Source organism: Variovorax sp. YR566 (assembly GCF_051992195.1).
Lineage (GTDB): Bacteria > Pseudomonadota > Gammaproteobacteria > Burkholderiales > Burkholderiaceae_C > Variovorax.
Genome location: NZ_CP197093.1, coordinates 255501 through 278006, shown reverse-complemented (window position 1 = coordinate 278006; position 22506 = coordinate 255501). Strand labels below are relative to the sequence as shown.

General features: G+C 60.4%; 16 protein-coding genes and 2 pseudogenes. 12 read left to right on the top strand and 6 right to left on the bottom strand.

The annotated features are described in order from the left end of the window. The first annotated feature begins 154 nt into the window (after nucleotides 1–154). Nucleotides 155–1186 carry a LacI family DNA-binding transcriptional regulator gene (locus tag ACTG4X_RS35360; RefSeq protein WP_097201071.1) on the top strand — a complete coding sequence of 344 codons (1032 nt, stop codon included), beginning with the start codon at nucleotides 155–157 and terminating at the stop codon, nucleotides 1184–1186. A gap of 115 nt (nucleotides 1187–1301) precedes the next feature. Next, a complete protein-coding gene (locus ACTG4X_RS35355) occupies nucleotides 1302–1499 on the top strand; it encodes a hypothetical protein (protein ID WP_440534691.1) in 198 nt (65 codons plus the stop codon). A 12-nt stretch (nucleotides 1500–1511) separates the two neighbouring features. Here ACTG4X_RS35355 and ACTG4X_RS35350 read toward each other — a convergent pair. Beyond that, a pseudogene (locus tag ACTG4X_RS35350) lies at nucleotides 1512–1966 on the bottom strand (transposase); the annotation flags it as partial. A gap of 773 nt (nucleotides 1967–2739) precedes the next feature. Here ACTG4X_RS35350 and ACTG4X_RS35345 point away from each other — a divergent pair. From ACTG4X_RS35345 to ACTG4X_RS35335, 3 genes are all read left to right on the top strand, one after another. Continuing rightward, a complete protein-coding gene (locus ACTG4X_RS35345; RefSeq protein WP_440534476.1) occupies nucleotides 2740–3090 on the top strand; it encodes a hypothetical protein in 351 nt (116 codons plus the stop codon). Between the two features lie 188 nt (nucleotides 3091–3278). Then, complete coding sequence (locus ACTG4X_RS35340; RefSeq protein ID WP_143696850.1) at nucleotides 3279–3935, top strand: hypothetical protein; 657 nt, start codon at nucleotides 3279–3281, stop codon at nucleotides 3933–3935. A gap of 24 nt (nucleotides 3936–3959) precedes the next feature. Further along, the gene (locus ACTG4X_RS35335) at nucleotides 3960–4193 is read left to right on the top strand and encodes a hypothetical protein (RefSeq protein WP_143696849.1); all 234 of its coding nucleotides are present in this window, start codon (nucleotides 3960–3962) and stop codon (nucleotides 4191–4193) included. A gap of 37 nt (nucleotides 4194–4230) precedes the next feature. Here ACTG4X_RS35335 and ACTG4X_RS35330 read toward each other — a convergent pair whose 3' ends face one another. From ACTG4X_RS35330 to ACTG4X_RS35315, 4 genes are all read right to left on the bottom strand, one after another. Further along, complete coding sequence (locus tag ACTG4X_RS35330; protein ID WP_097201234.1) at nucleotides 4231–4734, bottom strand: hypothetical protein; 504 nt, start codon at nucleotides 4732–4734, stop codon at nucleotides 4231–4233. Further along, entirely contained in the window at nucleotides 4731–6167 is a 1437-nt protein-coding gene (tnpC, locus tag ACTG4X_RS35325) for an IS66 family transposase (protein WP_440534685.1), read from the bottom strand. The genes ACTG4X_RS35330 and tnpC overlap by 4 nt, the downstream gene beginning before the upstream one ends. A 364-nt stretch (nucleotides 6168–6531) precedes the next feature. After that, the gene (gene tnpB / locus ACTG4X_RS35320; protein ID WP_097201068.1) at nucleotides 6532–6870 is read right to left on the bottom strand and encodes an IS66 family insertion sequence element accessory protein TnpB; all 339 of its coding nucleotides are present in this window, start codon (nucleotides 6868–6870) and stop codon (nucleotides 6532–6534) included. After that, on the bottom strand, nucleotides 6867–7178 hold the full coding sequence (locus ACTG4X_RS35315; RefSeq protein WP_440534684.1) for a transposase: 312 nt from the start codon (nucleotides 7176–7178) through the stop codon (nucleotides 6867–6869). Before ACTG4X_RS35315 ends, tnpB begins: the two co-directional genes overlap by 4 nt. Before the next feature lie 937 nt (nucleotides 7179–8115). Here ACTG4X_RS35315 and ACTG4X_RS35310 point away from each other — a divergent pair. The 5 genes from ACTG4X_RS35310 (at nucleotide 8116) to ACTG4X_RS35290 (ending at nucleotide 21245) form a co-directional block, all read left to right on the top strand. Then, entirely contained in the window at nucleotides 8116–8898 is a 783-nt protein-coding gene (locus ACTG4X_RS35310) for a hypothetical protein (RefSeq protein ID WP_143696848.1), read from the top strand. A 34-nt stretch (nucleotides 8899–8932) separates the two neighbouring features. Then, nucleotides 8933–16057, top strand: a complete 7125-nt coding sequence (locus ACTG4X_RS35305; RefSeq protein ID WP_440534475.1) for a hypothetical protein — start codon at nucleotides 8933–8935, stop codon at nucleotides 16055–16057. A 142-nt stretch (nucleotides 16058–16199) separates the two neighbouring features. After that, on the top strand, nucleotides 16200–18404 hold the full coding sequence (locus ACTG4X_RS35300) for a type I secretion system permease/ATPase (protein WP_440534474.1): 2205 nt from the start codon (nucleotides 16200–16202) through the stop codon (nucleotides 18402–18404). Next, complete coding sequence (locus tag ACTG4X_RS35295) at nucleotides 18401–19759, top strand: HlyD family type I secretion periplasmic adaptor subunit (protein ID WP_440534473.1); 1359 nt, start codon at nucleotides 18401–18403, stop codon at nucleotides 19757–19759. Before ACTG4X_RS35300 ends, ACTG4X_RS35295 begins: the two co-directional genes overlap by 4 nt. Next, complete coding sequence (locus tag ACTG4X_RS35290) at nucleotides 19737–21245, top strand: TolC family protein (RefSeq protein ID WP_440534472.1); 1509 nt, start codon at nucleotides 19737–19739, stop codon at nucleotides 21243–21245. The genes ACTG4X_RS35295 and ACTG4X_RS35290 overlap by 23 nt, the downstream gene beginning before the upstream one ends. 221 nt (nucleotides 21246–21466) lie before the next feature. On the opposite strand, the gene ACTG4X_RS35285 is transcribed toward ACTG4X_RS35290, so the two are convergent. After that, the gene (locus ACTG4X_RS35285; protein ID WP_257015159.1) at nucleotides 21467–21592 is read right to left on the bottom strand and encodes a hypothetical protein; all 126 of its coding nucleotides are present in this window, start codon (nucleotides 21590–21592) and stop codon (nucleotides 21467–21469) included. Between ACTG4X_RS35285 and istA the strand changes: the two are divergent. Both istA and ACTG4X_RS35275 read left to right on the top strand, forming a co-directional pair. Next, a pseudogene (istA, locus tag ACTG4X_RS35280) lies at nucleotides 21564–22202 on the top strand (IS21 family transposase); the annotation flags it as partial. The gene ACTG4X_RS35285 and the pseudogene istA sit on opposite strands and share 29 nt — an antisense overlap. Then, nucleotides 22162–22395 (top strand): type IV toxin-antitoxin system AbiEi family antitoxin domain-containing protein, encoded by a 234-nt coding sequence (locus ACTG4X_RS35275; RefSeq protein WP_440534471.1) that lies wholly within the window; start codon nucleotides 22162–22164, stop codon nucleotides 22393–22395. The pseudogene istA and the gene ACTG4X_RS35275, both read left to right, overlap by 41 nt. Nucleotides 22396–22506 lie beyond the last annotated feature (111 nt).

Genomic DNA, 22506 nt, shown 5'->3' with positions numbered 1-22506 from the left:
TGGCGATGAATGGGATAGCGCTATCCCGTGCAATTTAAAAAAACCAGCTCTTTGGCGCGCTCGGGTTTTTCCCCGGATCGGCAAGGGCTGGACAGCGCTATCCTAAAACGATGAAATCCAATCCGAACTTGGTACTAACCCTTGGACGTTGACCATGGCTGATACTTCCGAGCGCCCACGCTCCCGTTCTTCCAACCACGTGACGCTTGACGACGTGGCCCGCGTCTCAGGCGTGAGCCCGATCACGGTGTCGCGCGCGCTGCGCGGCGCGCGCAATGTGTCGCCCGACCTGCAGGCCCGCGTGCAGACTGCGGTCGACCAACTCGGCTACGTGCCCAACGTGGCGGCACGCGCGCTGGCTTCGGCGCGCAGCTCGCACGTGGCGGTGCTGATCCCGTCGTTGACCAACCAGCTGTTCGTGGAATTGCTCGAGGCGGTGCAGGACGCGCTGGCACCGCACGGTTTCCAGTCGCTCATTGGCGTGACCCACTACGACCCCGCGCAGGAAGAGGCGCTGCTGCGCAGCTACCTTTCGCAACGGCCGGCCGGTGTGCTGCTCACCGGCTTCGACCGCAGCGCCGCGGCCTTGCAGATGCTCGAACGCAGCGATGCGCCCTGCGTGTACCTGATGGAAACCTCGAACGCGCCCGGCATCCACAGCGTGGGGTTCTCGCAGCAGGACGCGGGCCGCGCGATCGTGCAGCACCTGCTGCAGCGCGGTCGCCGGACCATCGCCTATGCCGCCGGCCAGCTCGATCCGCGTGTGATGCTTCGGCTGGAGGGCTATCGCGAGGCGCTCCGCGCGGCCGGCTGCCACGATCCGGCGCTCGAACTGCTTGTGCCGGGGCCGACCTCGATCGCGCTGGGCGGACGGCAATTCGAGGAATTACTCGCGCGCCACCCTAACGTGGACGCTATCTTCTATTGCAACGATGACCTTGCCCAAGGCGGGCTGCTCGCTGCTCTGCGTACTGGCGTGCCCGTGCCGCAGCGCGTGGCGATCGCCGGGTTCAACGACCTCGGTGGTAGTGATCAGATGCTGCCGCCACTGACCACTGTGCATACTCCGCGCCGGGAGATCGGCGAGCGCGCGGCCGCTATGTTGCTGTCGCTGATGCGTGCGGAAGCCGTGACTGAGCGGACGGTCGATCTGGGCTTTGAGTTGATGGTGCGGCAGAGCAGTTGAGGCGGAAGCGGGCGCTATCGGCATTCGCTGCATAGCTGCCGCTCGTGGGTGAGTTTTGGATTGCGTGCCGCGTTGTGCGCTGGTCATCGCTCCATAGCTCTCCTGGAATGCGGTGATGGCGCGCCAACGCGCGTGCAGCGCACTTTGTGCGCCAGTGGCCATCGCCGGCGGCCTGTTCGATGATCTGCTCAAAGGTCTGGACACGCCTGCCATGGATGCCGTGATCGGCGTTCTGGATGCGCGGGCGCACCAGCCGCAACTGGCGCACCACGTGCTCTTTGACGACCGGGTGTTGATTTCCATGGAATCCTGACCCGGTGGGGGTGCGTCGATAGCCATAGCGCGGATACTGAGCCGAGAGTTCCTTCATCGCCGCAAGCACCGGCGCATCCTTGGTGGGCAAGCGCAGCTCGTAGCTGGGCGTGGCGCGTGACATGCCGATGAGCCCGCAGGCGCGGCGCAGACTCAAGCCACGTGCGCGCACGAAGGCCAGTTGCTCGCGCCGAGCCAACGGGCTCACCATTTTTTTGCGTTGATCTCCTTGAGGATCTCGAGGTCCAGATCTCGCTCGGCAAGGAGCTTCTTCAGCCGGCTGTTCTCAAGCTCCAGGGCCTTCAGACGCTTGACGTCGGCCGCCTCCATCTGGCCGAAGTGTTTGCGCCAGGCATAGATGATGGCGTCGCTGACCTTGTGCTTCTTGGCAGCCTCGGCCACCGTCGTACGATCTGCTTCACGCAGGATCGTGACCATTTGCTCTTCTGAAAATCGACTCTTCTTCATGGGCTCCTCTTCGGGCGGGAGCCATCTTCCTAGAAATCAATGTCTCGGAGAAACCGGGCAGGTCAGGGCCATCTCGCGGACACCATTGCTCACGAGATACCAGCGCACAACTCGGCTGAAAGATAGAGTTAAAGCCACCAAATTCCTCCTCAATCCACCATTAGTTTCCTCATTGCTGGCCGTACTGCTCCCTGAGCGGGCCGCGCGAATCAACAACAAGCCCGAAGCGGCCTGAGGAGAAGAACATGAGTGCCTGGCGCTGGGGAGTGCGCGCGTTGGGAGTGAGAGATCGTCTTGAGGCGAGCCCGCGTCAGCGCACTGCGGGGGCGAACCTGCGCGAATGGCGAGCCGGAGCTGGAAGGGTTCCTGGGGCGCAGGGGCTGTGTCATCTCCGCCGCATCGCAGAGGCGTGTCAACCATCCTTCTCGCATGTCTCTTCAGCGCATCTGAAGGCACTTGCGCGAAGCGCTGGATGGAGTGAAGCGTCAATTCGGGCGTCGGCTGCTCGCAACGCACGGGTCCTCATGTCAATTGTTCTCAAATTAAATATGAGATCAAAAAAACCTCTCCCCCCTCTTGATCAGCGTTTTTCTTCTTCTAGCCTGCAGTGCAGCGATTTCAGGAGAGCCTTTGTATGTGGGTGCGCCTCTATCAAATAAAAAATAATAGACGGGGAGCAAGGCCTTGGACTCCAGGAGAATTTGGTAATGGGGCCTATATCTTTGACCTTCTGGGAGAGGATTAAAAAAATCATCTCCAATGATGACTACATCATGAATTTTGCTCTTTTAGCAGAACTTCTTGAGCTTCAGTTTGAAGAGCCAGTTAATGCAGTTTCCCCAGAAAAACCAGAATACCGGTCGCGAAGAGATGCAGCAGAAAAGACACTGCGAATAAAAACCATGGGATACGGAATCGTACAAAACGCGGAAAACCCCAAAGCGCGAGACGTGGCTCTGGCAATCGATCTAGATCTTAATCAAATCTGCATAACAGCGACAGAGGTGGAGCGAGTTTTTGGGAAGGGGCGAATTCCAATAACACCCCATGAGATGGGAGTCGCAAAAACTAACGACAGCCCAATAGAAACCAATTACAGCGCAGCCTATCCTCAAGAAGCATGAAGGCGGGAATTCCTCCATTGGTCTTTTCTTACGCTTACAGTGGATGCGTCAAAAGTATCAGCATGCATAAAATGCTGCCAAGCCAGTTGCGCCTTTCTCTGAGTAACAAATAACATTCTCAATAAAAGCAAAATGCCAGCCCTCACCATCTCGCTCGCAGATCACAATCGATCCTCAAATTGAGGCTTATGAGCTATTTTTCAAAACTTCTTGCGCAAATCATTCTATCGGCAATTGGCATTGCGACCGCAGTCGCTAAGCCAATTTATCCAGAGGCCGTCAATCTCCTTCCATTGGAAGGGGGTGCTCAAGGCCAAGATTCACTTCGACAAACACTAATAACGGGCCCTGTTTCAAATAAATTTTGGTTGAATATTAGAGCCATCATTTCCAGTGAAGACAATTTAATGAAATTTGGGGAGGTTGTAAAAATATTAAACCTGAAAATCAAAGATCCTGTCGACACTGTTTCTGTTGACTCTCCGGTTGGCGCTTATCGTGCCGATGCAGAAGATCCCACATTTCGCGCAAAAACGGTCAGCTATGCCATCTTTCGTCATTCACACAGCAACACGGGCAGAGACGTGGTTTTACAAGTCGAACTCAATCTCGACGAAATTTGCGTAACCGCTGGCGAAGTCGAACGAATTTACGGCAAAGGAGACATCGCCATAACTCCGCATGACTTCTTAGCGGCCAAGGCGAACAATTCAGAAATCGAAACTCGCTACAGCCTGGGTTATCCAAAATTGCCTCCAAACGAATGGCCTGGCTCTCTTGTTTTTTCATTTACTCCAAGCGGATGCGTGGAGCGGATTCAAATACGAAAATCAATTTCAAATTGAAATTGAGGATTAACAAGAAAAGACATGACAAACAATGCCCCCATTCTTGCGACAAACCCCAAGCTAGCCAGTTTAATGACAGCGCTTGGAGGACCCAATTCGCCTGTATCTCTAGATCTTTTGAAAATAATCAACGCGTCTCCGCTATTTGTTCAGCAATTGAATGAATACTTGAGTGGTGCGGCAATTGTCGTGAAAGATGTCATACCATCAGATGCAGATCTTCAAGGGCAAACCAATGGCGCGACAGATCCGTGAGCGTCCAGTCATCCCATCTTGACCGGCCCCACGCGGGTCACTTGGACTGCAACTGCGCTCCGACGTAGGCAACGCACTCCACGAGGTTGAGAGCGGCCAGCAGCAAGAACTTCTCGGCATCAGTTCGCACGCGCAGCAGGTCATGCTCGCCGAGGTAGCCGTACACGAACGCCAGCAGGTAGCGCTCGGGGTGGTCGACGCAGAACTTCGTGATCATCTGCGCGACGAGGTCTGGCGGCACTCCCTCGGTGAACTGCATCGTCGCCGTCAGCCGCTGCAAGCAGGTTTCCTGGACGTCTTCAGAGATCGTCGGCACGGCGTGCCCGCAGTGCTTCATGGCCTGGAAGGCAACCAGCAGAACGTGGATCGGCACCTCAAGCTGCAGCATGTCGACCCCGTAGCGAGGCAACACGAGAATGGAGGCCAGCAGGTTCGGCTGCTGGACGTAGATTTCGTCAGCCAGCTCAACCTTTTGTTGCGCGCTCATGCGGTCGACGTCGATGTTCGCCCGGACCATCACGGCCTGCGTGAGCAAGGTCATGGTCGCGCGTCGGACGCTGGCTGCCATCGGTGCGGCAGCAAGTCCTCGATCTGGCTGGCGCGCTGCGTCGGCAGGCGCTGCAACACGTCGCGCAGGTAGGCCCAGGGGTCATGGCCGTTCAGGCGCGCCGACTGCACCAGGCTCATCACGATGGCGGCGCGTTGGCCAGCGAGTTCACTGCCCACGAACATCCATGCCTTGCGGCCCATCGCCCACGGCTTGATTTGGCGCTCGAGGTGGTTGTTGTCGATGGCGACCGCGCCGTCGTCCAAGTGACGCGTCAGCGCGGCCCAGTGCCCCAGCGTGTAGTCGATGGCCTTGGCCGTCGGGCCGCCGTCGGCCACCAGCCGGCGCTCCAGTTGTAGCCAGTGCTTGAGCTCTTCCCACAGCGGCCTGGCGAGCTGCTGGCGTTGCGCCCGGCGCTCGTCATCGCTGAGCTCTTTGAGCTGTGCCTCGACCCCGTAGATGCGCGCGAAGCGACGCACCGCCTCCAGGCCCACCACGCTGGTGCCGTCGTGCGTCAACTCTTCGAAGTTGCGGCGCGCGTGCGCGGCGCAGGCTGCGCCCAGGCGGTCCGGATACAGCCGGGGATCGACCACGGTCTCGTAGGCGCCGTAGCGGTCGGTCAGCAACGTGCCCGACCATCGTCTGCCGTGTCTCCCTCGGCCTCCCAGGAATGCCAGCGGGTACTGCGCCCCGCGTCCCGGGCAGAACTCGTAGATCACACCAGGCACCTTGTCGTGCCAGCTTCTGGCGTAGGCCCAGACGTAGGCTCGGCGCGTCTTGCCCGCGCCGGGGTCCAGCAGGGCCACTGGGGTCTCGTCGGCGTGCAGCACCGCGCAGCTGAGGATGAAGCGCCTGTGCGCCTCGTGCAGCGGCTCCAGCGCTGCACCTGCCTGGCCGGTGATGGACGCCAGCGTCGAGCGCGGTGTGTGCACGCCGCTGCGGGCGTTGATGGTCGCTTGCCGGTAGTACGGCATGTGGTCCACGAAGCGGCTGATCAGCGTGTGCGCAACGAAGCCGCTGGCAGCGATACCGCCCTCGATGACTTCTGCCACGCTGGGCGCCTGGCGCAGCACCTGGCAGCAGCGGCAGGCCCACTTGCCATAGATGTGGCGGTGCACGAAGAACTCGGCCGGCACGATGTCCAGGCGCTCGCTGACCTCCTGGCCGATGCGCGTCATCGGGCGCCCGCAGCCGGGCTCCAGGCAGTCGGTGCGCTCGGGCTCGTGGTGGTGTTCGACACGGCGCAAGTGATCGGGAAACGGGTTGCGGCGCGGCCGGCGCGGGGGCGCCTTGGTCGTTGTGTCCGAGGCAGCCGCGCCGGCTGCGGCCGCGGCGGCTTCACGCCGAAGCCGCTCGAGCTGCTCGCGCAGGCCCGCCTCGTCCTCGGCCAGCGTCTCCTCGAACAGGCGGCGCTGCTCGGCATTCATGGCCTCGGACTTGGCGCCAAACTTCCAGCGCTTGAGCCTGGCCAGCTCGAAGGTGATCTTCTCGATCTTGGCCTCGCGCAGTGCGATCTCGCGGTCCTTGCGCTGCAGCAGCGCGTCGCGCTCGGCGAGCGCCTGGTCGCGTTGCGCAAGGACACGGCCATGCTCGGCCAGCTGCTGCTCCTGGTCTTGCAGCCGCTGGAGCAACTGACCAACCAGCGCAGCTGTCTCAGCGGACAGTCCCGAAGGATTCGCTGCAGGAAGATCACGCGCACCAAGCATGCGTTGAATGATGCCAGTGCACGGCAACGCCAACCTCGGCACATCCACTGTCAACGCATGGGCAGATGGCGTGGGCGCCGGCTCCTCAGGCTCGCGTGATGACGCTCAGCTCGGGAAGGCGCTGCCAGGGCAGGCCCAGGACCAAGGCGTCGAACTGCGCAGGTGTGAGCGACAGCAAGGGCGGCGTGTGGGTCGTGCCCGGCCAGACGAAGCGCCCCGCGTTGAGCCGGCGCGCCGCGCACCACACGCCGAAGCCGTCGTGCACCAGCAGCTTGACACGCGTGCCGCGGGCGTTCGCGAACAGGTAGCCATGGTGCGCCTGCGCTGCGCCGAAGACTTGCACAACGCGCGCCAACAGGCGCTCGGCGCCGGCGCGCATGTCGATAGGGTCTGCGGCCAGCCACATCGCGTCGATGCGGATCATCGAAGCAGCTCGCGCATCCAGGCCGCGCACTCGCTGGCGGCGCTCGCCGGCCAGGTCACGGTGACCACTATCGGCCCACGTCGCAGCTCGATGCGAACGTCCGGGACATGAGCCGGCCGCACTGGTGGCGGCAAGCTGACCGGGACGAACACTGTCTTGGCTTCTTGCGCCTTCGGGGTCTCAGCGGTGGTCGCGCTGACGACGGTGGTTGCCGAGTTCATCTCTGCGTCGCGAACCCATCGGCGCAGCAGATTCGCGTTGACGCCATGGGCCATTGCCACAGCCGCCATCGACATGCCCGGCTGCATGCAGCTGGCCACAGCGTTCGCCTTGAATTCGTCGCTGTGAATGCGACGTCGCCGACGTGTGCCGGCTTGTTGATCAGGGATAGTGCTCACGTGTCCACCAAGAGAGTTGTTGATGGGGACTAGGCTCCTATGCTCCGAGCAGGCTTTCAAGATGGTCGGACTGGACGCTCACCAGGCTCCGGCAAAGTCGTGACTGGGGGCTCTTCCAGTCTCAGGTAGCTCTGCGCGTACGCAGCAAGCGAGGCTGCTGCGGAAAGGATCAGGACGAGCGCGGCGCGGCGGTGGTTCATGACGATTGGCAAGAAGTGACGCTGGCGACCTGTCGCCCGTAGAGTTCGAGCGACGCCATTTCCAACGGCTCAAAAGTGTCTAGGGAAGCCGGGGCGATTCAATGGCGCCCAACGTGCGATCCGCGGAGCAATGCACCGTTGCCGTTGCGCGTTTGCATGGCGAAAGCCAGTTCCGGCGGGCCGCACGGGAGTTCGCGCGCCGCCACGCCAGCTTTAGCTCCGAGGATGCGCTATACCAATTGCAGGAAGTCCTGGCCGCCAAGGTCCGTCCGGCGAATCCATAGAGGACGAGTTTCCACAAAACACCTTGTCCTCATCCCTTGTGTGTGACCAAAGTCACACAAACGCCCAGAGTAAGTACCAAGGAACAGATTACCTCTTCAGTTCAGGTATCCGTCAGGTTGGTCAGAGGGTAATTAAAGGTAAGTTCTAATGCAAATGTTAGAACTATTTAATTAAAGGGGGATTCCCGGGTGCATCTGCAATTCCGTCGAATGCGCCAGCCAGATGCGGGCGATAGAGAAGCGAGCCGATCGCTTTCATGCCATTCAGGCTCCTTAAAAAATCTTTCTAGCCTCGCGGCATGCGTTTCCCCTCAACCAGCAGCCAATTGTTGAGCGACGTAGAGGGGGCTGAATGTGTACACCATGAATTCATCGATTCAAAAACTGAAATTCCTCGCAACCTTGCTTGCGCTTTCCGGTTTTTTAGCATCGCCTTTGCAGGCACAGACAGCCAAACAGCCCGTGGCCTTGCGCCTGGATGCTCCCGTCACGCCAGAAAACTCAGTTCCAGTCAAGTTTGCTGAGGGCGTCGTTCTCAGGGTACCCAGATTTTTGATGGAAAGATGGCCGCGGCCTAAATCACCGACCGACGTCATTGAAGCCAAGATGCTGTCATTTCCGATCTGGTATCCGGACATGACGCTGGCATCGTGCTTTGGAACGCAATGCGGCCCTAGATTGCCGACAGATCTCAATGATCCTAATTATGAGAGCGACAAGCGATTCAAGATCATGATTTTTCCGATGCAATATTCATCGGATGAAAGAGAGCATCGAGATTCGAGGCCATCGGATATTTTGGAAAACAAGAAAAATGGTGGCGATGACCCTACCGCTACGCCTTCGGGCTTCAAAAACCTAAATCAGCTTGATTATAGGGCTGCGAATCTAAAACGCCACCCGGATTGGAAAAACTACAAACCGGCCGTGCCAAGTGAAGGTGGTTTGTATGTAAATTCCACAGAAAAAGAAGGCGATTTCTTGATGAGTTGTGACTCCCATACCTGCGACGCGGACACCTATGACAAGACACACCACTTCCAGATGCGCCTACTTCTCTTGAGAACAACGCCAGGGGTTATTTCGCAAACCAATAATTTCGTACACGCACTCAATCAAATGATCCGCCAGTGGCGCGATCAGTGAATATTATTTAATTCATTATTTGTGAGGGCGCGATATGGCAAGCGAAAATTTGAATGACTCTTTGCAACTGAAATTGACAGGCGACCAATATGATCATCTCGTCGAGCTGCTAAAAGAAAAAAATCTTTGGGATGAAATTAAAGGCCAAGTTATCGATACATTGGATCAGTCGACCCCGCCAGTTGGAGAATTCAAGGAAATTTATGATTACATTTCCTCGGTTATAGAGGGTTCCTCCTCGGTCAATCGGGATACCAAGTTCTGGTTCAGTGCAGCTGGCTTCATTAATGGCAACATTCGCAGCGTTGCTTCAGTCAACTATATCCGTGACTCCACGCAATACGGATTGGAATTCCGAGGCAAACTCGCAGGCTATACGCAAGCGCAGATCGACGCGGGAATTCAGCAAACGTCCAATTACATCGGGCAAAACGTCATCAGTCAGATTCTCAAAGACCATGGGATCCCAGTCTTTCCGAAAATGCTGTCGTTCGACATCGGCGCTGCGATCCTGACGCCCATGCCAGACCCCAATTTCGGCCAAGATGCCGGCGGCTGGGGTGGCACCTTCTATTTCTGGAACGAGCAACTCAACTACGGCAATTCGTTGAACCGGCCGCGGGTCGACGTGGGCGATGCGGTGGTGAATGGACTGGCATCCGAAGATATCCCCGTCGTCAACGGCGTGCAGATGCCCGCCCAGCTGCCGTCGCTGCAGGAATTCATGTACGCCAATACGCAGGCGGCCTCCGACGCGGCGATTACGAACTTGAAGAATGCGGTTACTGGTGCTCAAGTGCTTGTGCCCGGCTACTCCTTGTTCGATTATCTTTTCAATTCCGGTTCCGCATTTGAGACGGGTATGAAGGCGGCCAAGGACACTTGGCAAGCAATTTCGGCCGGGTACAACGCGGAGACCCCCAAGGCGGTCAAGAATGCGTTGATGCTCAACACGGCCTTGGAAGTGGCAGGCAGATTGCTGACCGGCCATCTCCAAACCGGTCCACAAGCTAGCGCGGGCAGTTCATCATCGGATGCTACAAGCACCCTGTCCGGAGATCTGTTGAAAGTGGCCTACGCCAATGGCGATGAGATCGACGAAACCCTGGCGATGGATGGCGGCACTCCGAGTGAACATTGGGCCGATGCCAACGGTGCCAGTGGCGATATCTCCGTAGCGTTCGACGCAAATGGAGCCGCAACGGAATCGGACACCTGGGAGAACCGCTTTGGCATCGGCAGCACGGGAACGGACACCTACAACTCGGACGGCTCCAGCACCGGCACGATCAACTATGCGGGTGGTGGGTATGCCACTTACATGGAGGATTCCCAAGGCAATGTCACCACCGACTACTACACCAGCAGCGGCAATCTGTACGCTGCCGGTTGGGTCCACGCTGACGGCTCCTCGGGGACCGAAACGATTTTTTCTAACGGCCAAACCGATACGCCTCACGGCAGTGGCAGCAATTTCAGCGTGCCGCAGTCGGACTACATCACACTGATCAATCCGGATGGAAGTTACTGGACTCGCTCCAACGACGTTCAAGATACTCTGCATACCACCGTCGTGGATGCTCAGGGAGTGGCTTCCGCTCAAACGGATACGACTGGCGACGGCGTTGATTACGACCGAGCTTCTAATACGTCGTCCGTCGTCACCTTGAACGGCGGGAGCATCACGAACTTTCGCGATGGGCAAGGCCATCTCACCCACGACAGCTGGACCGCGACCGATGGCACGAGCGGCACCGACACCTATTACGCCTCGGGTGCGATATCGGGCAAGACGACCCATACGGACGGCAGCAGCGATACCTATGCGCTTTATCAGACCCCCGGGGGCGCCGCCTCGACATTCAATGCGTCTTCCCTGGTCAATATTTCGGTGTTAGGTGAGCTCGATCTGACACGCGACCACTTCAATGCCGACGGCACACTGGCCAGCGACACCTGGACCTCGAGCGACGGCGCATCGGGGCAGGACAGTTTCGACACCGATGGCTCGGGAACTGGCTCCGTGACACACGCCGATGGCAGCGCCAGCACGGTTACGTTGGACGCCAGCGGAGGCATCACGATCGACAACCGCAGCGGCGACGGCAGTCTGACAAGTCAGGACTGGTGGCAGGCCGATGGCACACGAGGCATCAAGACCTACAACGCCGATGGCGTGCTGAGCACGAGCTACGATTATCAGCTCAACGGCAAGGTGCTCGTAACCCAATGGGCAGCCGACGGCACGGCTGAGGAGCAACAGACGGAGTTTGCGGGTTCGCTGTTCAGCCTCGACGGATCGGGCTTCGGCAAGATCGTCAACTCCGACGGCAGCTATAGCGTCAACTACAACGATGCCAACGGCGATGCGCTGATCTTCAAGTACGGCACGGCGGGGCAACTGCAGGGCACGGATCATGTGAGCGCGAGCCGAGAGACTACGAGCGAATTCAACGGCACCTTCGCCGATGGGTCGGCATGGAGCAGTCCGTACAACCCGATGACGCCTGTCGTCACTCAAGCCGACGGCACCCAGTACACCTACTACACCGATACCAACGGACGCGTGACAGGTGACGACTGGGTCAAGCTTGACGGTTCGCAAGGCTCGGACACTTTCTACGCGGATGGCTCCAGCCGCAGCGAGACTTTCAATGTCGATGGCACCAGCATCACGATCGCGGACGACGGAAAAGAGAACATTACCAACGTCTTCTTCGGTGCAGATGGCGCTGAAACCGGCGATGCTTGGCAGGAGGCCAACGGCTCGCACGGCAGCGACACTTACGGTGCCGATGGCTCTTCATCAGGGAGCACTTACAACGTGGACGGCAGCGCCATCGCCTACACAGATGATGGGCAAGGCAATGATGAGCAGACCACCTATGCCACGAGCGGTGTCATCACGGCTGACCTTCGCGACTATGCGGACGGCTCACGGGTCTACACCGCTGTCAACACTGACGGCAGTGGCACCCGCACTTACGACGCCGAGGGCGACGGGCAAGAAATCGTGGCAGTGGAGTTATTCAACACAGCAGGCCTCACCACCCTCACGACCACCACCACCACCTTTGACGATGGCAGCTCGCAGGTGGTGTCGGATGACGGCAAGGGCAACATAGAGCGGCGCGCATTCGATCCCACCGGCTCCTTGCTCAGTGATACTTGGACGCACCCGGACGGCAGCCGCGGAGTCGCAAACTTCGGCACGGGCGGCACAAGCGCCAGCACCAGCGTTGCGGCCGATGGCCACGTCACGACCGTGGTGACCCAAAGCGGCGCTCAGGCCAGCATCACGAGTGTCTATGACGCCAGCGGGACGCTGATCAGCGAGACCTGGACGCATGCCGACGACACACACGGCAGCACCACGTACAGCGACACGGGCAAGAGTACGACAACCTACCAGGCTGACGGCACTCACATGGTCGAAGACCTCGTCTACGGGGCGACATACACAAACTCCTATTACTCAGCTGCGGACATATTGACGAGCAAAGAGTCTTGGCCTGCGCAAGGCGATGCCATCACGCGAACGACCTACAACACCGATGGCAGTTACTCGGTGGCGGTGGGGTTCAGCGATGACGCCGCCCACCCGGATGTCACCACCTCGGACTACAGCGCCAGCGGCACTCTGCTGCGCACAACCCTTGCACATCCCGATGGAAGCAGTGAGGGGGCAAGCTACAACGGCGACGGAAGCTATTCGTCGTTCACCCGGAACGCGCAGGGCGACGTCAGCCAAACCACCTATTCGGCGGCGGGCATACGCACCAGCGGCAGCACCCAGAACGCTGGCGGTCTGGCGTCATCTCAAACCACCATCGACAGTGCTGGAAATGCAACAACAGTTCACTTTGATGGTGCCGGCCATGCGCTGTGGCAATCGTGGCTCAACGCCGATGGTTCCAGCGGCCGCAGCAACCTCGGGACCTCGGCCAATACGGCCTATGACGACTTCCTCAAGAGCGGGCAATACAGCGTTGCCAATGCAGCCCCGCTGAATCAGCAAGCGGGCCACAGCGTGAAGGGGGACATGTACAACCCCTATGGGTCTACCGTGACGTCCACCCAGTTGAACTTCGAGGTCCTGGACGCTGCAGGCAATCCCGTATTGATGATGACTGGCAACCGCTCGCCTGATACGGATGAAGGCTCCGTACAGAATTTCGATGCGGTCAGCGCATTTCTGGCGGGAGGAACTGTGGCCGATTTTGGCGCGGGGCTCTCTCGGGCGTCGTTGTCCAGCGGCGGTAAGGTCCTGCTCGATGCGGATGGAACACTGCACTACGTGCAAACAGCGCAAGAAGGTGGCCAGGGCGCACTCGACGACTCCGTCGAAAACTTCCAGCCTGTCCTTGGCGTCACGCGCGATGCGGCCAACCAAGCATTCGAGGCCATCGTCGCGAACCAGACGGTCACACCGAGGCCGTCTTCCCCTCCGGTCTATGCAGCATCCACGGCGGACAGCAGTCCGATCGTCTCCATCAAATACCTGTCCCCCGATGAAGCGGCCGCACTGGGAAGCCAACAAGTCCCCGCAGGTTCCAGCGTTCAGATTCGAGCGGCTTCTGTTCCTGCGGGACAGCCGCTGCCCGCTTACCTCGTAGGGCACGCGGTACTCGACGCCTCGTCACAGACCTACGAATACTTCGAGGTGATTACCACCGTGACCGCGCTCTCGGCTGTCCAGCCAGTCCCCGAGTCCAGCGAGGTCTACACCACGGGGACGATCGACGAATCCTTCCAGACAGCGGATGGCGTACAGACAGAGCACTACCAATACACGCTCGGTTCGTACGGTGACAATCAGTCGCCCTATCTCGTGAGCGAATCCTTTGTCGGCAACGATGGCAGCACCGCCTCGTTCGATGTACAGGGCGATGGAGAAGATACGGACAATCTGCGAGCGCATTTCGCAGATGGAACGGATGCGTACACCGGGCATGTCGATGGGCAGACCCTGCAAAACCAGGCCGATGGCGCGAGCGCGTGGATTGGCGACATGCGGCAGGCAATCACTGATGCGACGGGCATGGTGCAGTTGGGCCAGACCAACGGCGCAACCATCGACGAAAATCTCCCGGGCATCGAGATCGGGACTACGGGCGTCAATAACAGCTATGGATCACCCCGCTCCGTGGTCGTCAACGTGGATACGGTCGATCGCCACATGGCTCTCTCGTTCGACGCGAACGGCCAACTCACCAGCGACAAATGGTCTGACAAGGACGGCACCATCGGCAAGATCACTTACGCGAGCGATGGATCGAGCCAGGGAATCATCGAGTACGCCGACGGCAACTACTCTCAGACCTCCAACGACGCGCAGAACAACTACCGAGTCAAGAACTACGAAGTCGACGGCACTCTCACAAGCGAAGCCTGGGGCACGATGGGTGGGAGTTCGGGCACCGACTTCTACGATGCTCAGGGTGCCAGTCACGGTGAAGTCGACAATGTGGACGGCAGCTACAGCCGTTATGTGGACGATGGCTTGGGCAACACCACAACGCAGACATATTCAGCAACCGATGTCCTGCTGAGTGACTCGTGGGTCCACGCCGACGGCACACATGGCGGTACCGTCTATGCCACCGCGACACCGGGCAGCGCGACCACCCATGACAGCGACGGCAGCTATCGCATTGCGACCATCGATGCAGACGGCGGCGTCACGGTCAAGAGTTACTCCAGCACGGGCGCTCTCACTCATGAAAAATGGTTCGCCGCCGATGGGACGCATGGCGACAACAGCTACGCGTCGGACGGCAGTGGCACGGGCGTGACCTACGGTGTCGACAGCAGCCTGGGACGAAGCACCTACTATGCCGATGGCTCGTCCAACACGACCACGGTCCAAGCAGACCAGAGCTACACCTTCAACACCACTGAAACCAACGGCGATACCAATACGCAGAGCTACAGCGCCTATGGTCAACTGACGGCATCGCACTGGACGAAGATCGACGGCAGCCATGGTGACGATTCATTCGACTCGGACGGCACAGTCATCAGTAGCACGAGTTATGCGGCCGACGGCAGTCATACCAGTACTGCAACGGATTCTGACGGCAAGACCACCACGCTGGTCTACTCCTCCTCAGATGTCTTGACAGGCCGCAGCTGGACTTCCTCCGATGGCAGCCGAGGCACGGAAACGTTCAATGCGGATGGGTCATCCAGCGATACGTGGGCCGACGCGAACGGCTCGTCCGGAACCGATCAGTACGACGTCAACGGATCGCTGATCAGTGACACATGGCGCAGCCCCGATGGCACCTACGGGGCCGACACCAGCGCACTGGATGGGTCATCGACCTCCACGATATTCAATACCGATGGATCGATCCTCACGACGGCATACAGTGCTGACGGCAGCTATGCCATCACAACGACAGATCCCGTCGGCAACGTCAAGGCGGAGGAATTTTCAGCGGCGGGGATCCTCGTGGATGACAGCTGGACCCACACCGACGGCAGCCATGGAAGCGATACATTCAACGCCGATGGAACGCCGGCAAGTCAGACTGTCTATCTTGGAAGCGATGCGGCCTCGATCGACTGGGGTGATTGGAACGGTGTCGTGACTGCGACTGATGGCCTCGGAGTTGTCGATACGATCCGCCTGGGAAATGGAGACAACCAGATCACCCTGGGACAGGGCAACGATGTGGTGACTGTAGGCAGCGGGCAAAACACACTGGTGCTGGGCGACGGAAACAATTCCGTGACGATGGGCGCGGGCCACAATCAACTGATGCTGGGGAACGGCTCGAACGCAATTCAGTTGGACGGTGGCAGCGACACCCTCGCGCTTGCCAGCGGGCAGTACCACATCTCGGGCACGGTCGGCCAGCTGGACATCGAACTTCTGGCGGGAGTCCATGACAAGCTGTGGTTCCAGGAACAAGGCAACAATCTTGAGATCAGCGTGCTCGGCAGTAGCGAGTCCATCACCATAGACAACTGGAGCGCAGGCAATCAGCTATCCAGTTTGAAAGCAAGCGATGGACTGACCATCAGCGCCGGCGATATCTCAAGTCTGGTGCAAGCCATGGCGTCGTTCGCTCCACCGGCGGCGGGCCAGCTTGTCTACACAGCACAGGAGCAGCAGGCACTGGCACCGACACTTGCTGCGAGTTGGCACTGAGCGCTAAGCCCGGCACATCGGGGCCTGCGTGATTTGCCTGACATGACTACGGCCCCCGCCTGCTTCGGCATCCGAGGCATCCTTTTCATTGCAAGACAAGAGCATCCGAGCACCTGCAACGGATGATGATTTCAGGGATGGCATGGACACGGGACTCCTCTCGCTCGTGATGATGGCGAGCTACCATGGCGTGGCCGTGGACGAAGCTCAACTTCGGCACGAATTCGGCCACGAGCCGTTCACCTCACAAACCATTGTTCTGGCCGCCAAGAAATTGGGCTTGGCGGCGAAGCTGGTCCGCCAACCGGCTGATCGACTGAATCGTGCACCGCTGCCCGCAGTCGCTCTGGACCGCGAAGGTCGATTCCTGATCGTCGGCAAATACGATGCGGGGACTCCATCGGTTGGGCAAACGCCCAGTGCCGCCGTGCGCATACTGATTCAGCGCGCGGGCGAGGCACCGCAAGTGCTGGCTCTCGACACCTTTCTTGCCCAGTGGTCGGGCGAGTTGATCTTCTTCACATCGAAGGCCACCTACGCCGGCGACATCGCCAAATTCGATTTCAGCTGGTTCATTCCGGCTGTCATCAAGTACCGCAGGCTCCTGGGCGAGGTCGTGCTGATCTCGTTGGTGCTGCAACTCATCGGCCTGGCCACGCCGATGTTCTTCCAGGTCGTCATGGACAAGGTGCTGGTCAACCACGCCATGAAGACCCTCAATGTCATCGCCATAGGCTTGCTGTGCGCGACCCTCTTCGAAGCCTTGCTCACCGGCATCCGCACCTACGTCTTCGCGCACACCAGCAGCAAGATCGACGTGGAGCTCGGCGCTCGGCTGTTCCGGCACCTGCTGTCCCTGCCCATCGGGTACTTCCAGGCCAGGCGTGTGGGCGACTCGGTCGCGCGCATTCGCGAGCTGGAGAACATCCGCTCCTTCCTGACGGGTAACGCGATCACGCTGGTCATGGACCTGCTCTTCTCGTTCGTCTTCCTTGCCGTGATGCTCTGGTACAGCGTCTGGCTCACACTGGTCGTGCTGGCATCCATTCCCCTGTACGCCATCCTCTCGGCCGTCTTCACGCCCATCCTGCGGGCGCGCCTCAACGAGAAGTTCAACCGCAGCGCCGAGAACCAGTCCTTCCTTGTCGAAACCATCAGCGGCATCGACACCGTCAAGGCCATGGCCGTCGAGCCGCGCTGGACCCAGAAGTGGGACAAGCAGCTCGCCTCCTACGTTTCGGCCGGCCTTTCCGCCACCAACGTGGCCATGGTCGCCGGCGGCGGCGTCACGCTCGTGAGCAAACTGGTCACCGCCGCCATCATGTGGATTGGCGCCACGCTGGTGGTGGACAACAAGATGACCGTGGGCCAGTTGGTCGCCTTCAACATGCTGGCGGGCCAGGTGGCCTCGCCGATCATCCGGCTCGCCCAGCTCTGGAACGATTTCCAGCAGGTGGGCATCTCGATGCAGCGCCTGGGCGACATCCTCAATGCGCGCACCGAAGTGGTTGGTCAGAAGACTCGCATCCCGAGAATCTCCGGCGAAGTTGAATTCGACCAGGTGTCCTTTCGCTACCGCCCCGACGCGCCCGATGTATTGCGCGCGGTGAATCTCAAGGTGCAGCCCGGCGAGGTGATCGGCATCGTCGGCCGCTCGGGTTCTGGCAAGAGCACGCTGACCAAGCTGGTACAGCGCCTCTATGTCCCCGATCGAGGCCGGGTGCTGGTCGACGGACAGGATCTCGCGCTGATCGACACCGCCTCGCTGCGGCAGCAGATCGGCGTGGTGCTGCAGGAGAACATGCTGTTCAACCGGAGCATCCGCGACAACATTGCGCTGTCGAATCCAGCTTTACCCATCGAGGCCATCATGGCAGCCGCCAGGCTCGCTGGTGCCCACGAGTTCATCAGCGAGCTGCCCGAAGGCTACGACACGATGGTGGGCGAGCATGGCACGGGCCTGTCCGGCGGGCAGCGCCAACGGGTCGCCATCGCACGCGCGTTGATCTCCAATCCGCGCGTCCTGATCTTCGACGAGGCGACCAGCGCGCTGGACTACGAGTCCGAGAAGATCATCCAGGACAACATGCGCCTGATCTGCAAGGGACGTACCGTGCTGATCATCGCCCACCGGCTCTCGGCGGTGCGCGAGGCGAACCGGATCATCGTGATGGAACGCGGGCAGATCGCCGAGCAAGGCTCGCATGCCGAGTTGCTGGGCATTGGTGATGGTATCTACCGTCACCTCTACAACCTGCAGTCGGGCAACGTCGAGGCCGCCTTCAATGAGCGTGCATTGATGACGTCGCTGGCAGCAGTGCAACAGGCGGGGGCGGCAGCCAAATGAGCCTCCGACAACGAGTGCAGGCCTACGGTGGCCTGCTGGCCCACTATCGCGCCGTGTTCGCCACCCATTGGGCCCGTCGCCATGACCACGGCCTGGGGATGTTCAACGAGGACGAGGCGGCATTCCTGCCGGCGGCACTGTCTCTGCAGGAGCGCCCCGTCTCGTCCACCGCGCGCTGGACGGCACGGGTGTTGATGGCCATGGTTGTCGCGGTGCTCGCATGGTCGATCCTGGGAAAGATCGACATCGTCGTGAACGCAACAGGCAAGGTGATTCCCAGCGGGCGCACCAAGAGCATCGCCTCGGTCGATGTCGCGAGCGTGCATGCACTGCACGTGGTCGAAGGCCAGTTCGTCAAGACGGGCGAGCCACTGCTGGAACTGGATACCAGCGCATCCGATGCGGAGCGCGACAAGGCGTCGGGTGATGCCGTGGTGGCGGCCTTGCAAGCCGCGCGGTCCAGGGCCTTGATCAAGGGCGTCGACACGCTGAGTGTGCCGCGGCTGCCAGTCCTCGACGGCGTACCGCCGGACCAATGGCATGCCGAGCAGAGCCATCTCGAAGGGCAGTACAAGGACTTCCGCAGCAAGCTGGATCGCATCGACGGCGACATTCACCGATTCGGGGAAGCGTTGACGCTGGCCACCCAGCAGGCGCGGGACTACAAGGAGCTGTCGCAGAGCCACGACGTCTCCATGCACGCCTATCTCGACAAAGAGCGTGCGCGCGTCGAGTTGCAGGGGCAGCTCTCGGATGCCCGCAATCAGCGCGCGGCCCTGATCGCCCTGACCAGGAAAGATGCTCTTGACGCGTTAACCGAAGGTGGTCGCGTAGAGAACGGTGCGCGACAGGATGCCACTCGTGCCGATTCGCACAGTCGCTTGCTCAAGCTCACCGCGCCGGTCGACGGGACCGTGCAGCAACTCACCGTTCACACGGTCGGCGGCGTCGTGCCTGCGGCGCAGCCGTTGATGCTGATCGTGCCGCAGCAGGATTCGATGGAGGTCGAAGCATTTCTCGAGAACAAGGACATCGGCTTCGTGCACGAAGGCCAGGAGGCGCAAGTCAAGGTCGACGCGTTCGACTACACCAAGTACGGCACCCTCTCGGGAAAGGTGACCCATGTCTCGCACGACGCGATCGAAGACGAGAAGCAGCAGGATGAGAAGAAGAGATTGCTCTACTCGGTCAAGGTGCAGTTGGATGCATCGACGCTGCAGGTGGATGGAAAGGCTGTACCGCTGAGCCCAGGGATGTCAGTGAATGTCGAAGTAAAGACCGGTACGCGCCGAGTCATCGAGTATGTGCTCAGCCCACTGCTGCAGGAGACCCATGAAAGCCTGCGTGAACGCTGAGGCAGGCCCTGACAGCAGCGGCAAGCGACGCAGTCTCCGACGAATTCTCACGGCCTGCGTCGTGGCGATCTGTTCGGGAGGGGCGCTCAACGCCAGCGCGCTCGATGTAGACGGCATCCTGCACTCCGATGTCTTGCGCGACCCCTTGCACGCCGCCCCGCCGGTGCTGCGAAGTGGTGTGACGCTGCCCGGCGACGCCGAGCCGCTCGCCTGTGACGTGTCCCCGGAGATTCCGGCACAGCTGTCCCTCGAGGTGGCGATTGATCTGGCGATGTGCAGCAATCCCCAGGTGCGTGCGGCCTGGGCTGCTATCAAGGTGCAATCGGGGGCCGTTGGCGAAGCGAAGGCCGCCTATCTGCCGACGTTGACGGGCTCGGTCAGCCGATTGAGCGACAAGACCTGGTTCCCGGGCAGCGCAAACGCCGGGACACGCACGACAGGCAATACGGTCTACGCCGCGCTCACATGGCGACTGCTGGATTTTGGGGGACGCGAGGCGAATCTGAGCGCGGCGAAGAGCTTGTTGGACGCAGCGTCGGCCACCCATGACGCGACGCTGCAGAAGACCCTGACGGCCGTGATCCAGGCTTATTTCGAAGTGCAGACTGCGCAGGCTGCATCGGCGGCCAAGCAGGAAGCAGTATCCATAGCCAGCGGCACCTTGCAGACGGCCCGTCGTCGGGAGGCTCGAGGCGCTGGATCGAATGGGGACACCCTGCAGGCCGAGACCACCCTGGCACGCGCGGCCCTCGACATGAGCCGCGCCGAAGGCGACCTGAACAAGGCGAAGGCCGTCATGGTCTATGCAATTGGCGCGCCGCCCGGTACGAAGGTGAGCTTGGTTTCTCTTGGGCCGCCGAAGACTGAGGAGTTGGCGTCGTCTCTCGCGGACTGGCTGGCGCAGGCAGAGCAAAGCCACCCTGCCATCGAGGCGGCGCGAGCCCAGGTTGATGCAGCACGGGCCCGTGCCGATGTCGCTCGCTCAGAAGGGCGGCCATCGCTCGACCTTTCTGCTTCGTCCTACCAGAACGGGCGACCCGGCCAAGGTTTGAGCACGACGCAGACACGGGAGCGTTTGATGGGGGTGACGCTGAACCTGCCGATCTTCGAAGGCTTCGCACGCACCTACAAGATCCGGGGGGCGGATGCGCTGGTTGAGCAGCGTGCCGCCGAACTGCTGGATGTGGAGCATCGCGTGGCCATGGAAGTGGTGCAGGCGTACTCGGATGCTTCGGCTGCGCTCAAGAACCTGGAAGCCTCGGATACCTTGCTGCGGACCGCGCAGTCTTCGCTGGCAAGCTCGCAGCGCAAGTACGAGAAGGGGGCGGCCGATGTGCTGGAGATCCTCAGTACGCAGAAGGCTTTGGCTGAGGCCCAGCAGGAGCGCATTCGTTGCGTTTCGGAATGGCGCTCGGCGAGCCTGCGGGTGATTGCTGCGGCGGGGCAGCTCGGCGTGGCGAAAGTAAGAGACGCGAGCCAGAACTAGACGTCAAAATAACTCGGTAGGCGATCGCCCACCAGTGTCACCTCGAAAGGCTATGCAGCAATACCGCGATGCCGCCGATTCGGCCGAAGCGGACCGTAGCTGGGTATTCCGGAGCATCGTGACCGCCCATTCCGGCCTATCGTGACCGAGCATTCCGCACGAACGTGACCGGTGATTCCGGGCTCAACGTGACCGATTTCTGGCTGGTCCGGAATCACCGGTCACGGCAGCGGAACGCTGGCGTACGTCAGCGTGTTGGTGTTGCGCATTTCATCCACCCCATGCGGGTAGCCTGCCCGGCTTTTGCCGGAGACAGGCTTGCCCGCACCAAGGATCAACATGCGCAAGATCAGAGACGTCCTTCGTCTCAAACTCGAAGCCCGCCTCTCCCATGAACGGATCGCGGCTTCACTCGGCATCTCCAAGGGCGTCGTGGCCAAGTACGTCGGCCTTGCCAGCGTCGCGGGCCTGGACTGGCCCACCATTCAAACGCTCAGCGACACGGCACTGGAGCGTCGTGTCGTGCAAGGCCGGCTGGAGCGTCCCTCGCACTACGTGCTGCCTGACTACGGCCGCGTGCACCAGGAGCTGCGGCGCAAGGGCATGACCCTCATGCTGCTGTGGGAGGAATACGTCGCGGCCCACCCCGGGCAGCCGACCTACCGCTACAGCCAGTTCTGCGAGCGGTATCGGCGCTATGCACTGCGCCTGAAGCGCTCGATGCGCCAGATCCACCGCGCCGGCGAGAAGCTCTTCGTCGACTACGCCGGCCCCACGGTCGAGCTCGTCGACGAGAGCCGCGCACACATCTTCGTGGCCGCGCTCGGCGCCTCCAGCTACACCTTCGCCTGCGCCACGCCGGGCGAGACCATGACCGACTGGCTCCAGGGCTGCGCGCGTGCCCTGAGCTTCATTGGTGGCGTGCCGCAGCTCATCGTGCCGGACAACCCCCGCGCAAGATAGCCGCGACCTCGTGGAGAGCGTGCGCAATCTCCGCCTGCCCATCCTTGAAAACCTTCTTGCTCACACAACGCGCATCAAGGTGGTTCGCTTGGCGCGGGCCCTTTCGGAAGAGCTTGATCTTCCCTGGGCTCCCCTAGGGAAGGTCTTATATGGGCGCCTCCCGGATCGCAAGGACGTTGATGCGTGATGGGGCTGGAGGCTGGGCTGCAGTCTTATATCCGGCCTGTTCTGCAGGCTGGCAAGCCTGCTGGCCCTGATGGCATTCGCTGACGAGACTCCCATCTGAACATCGAGCTCA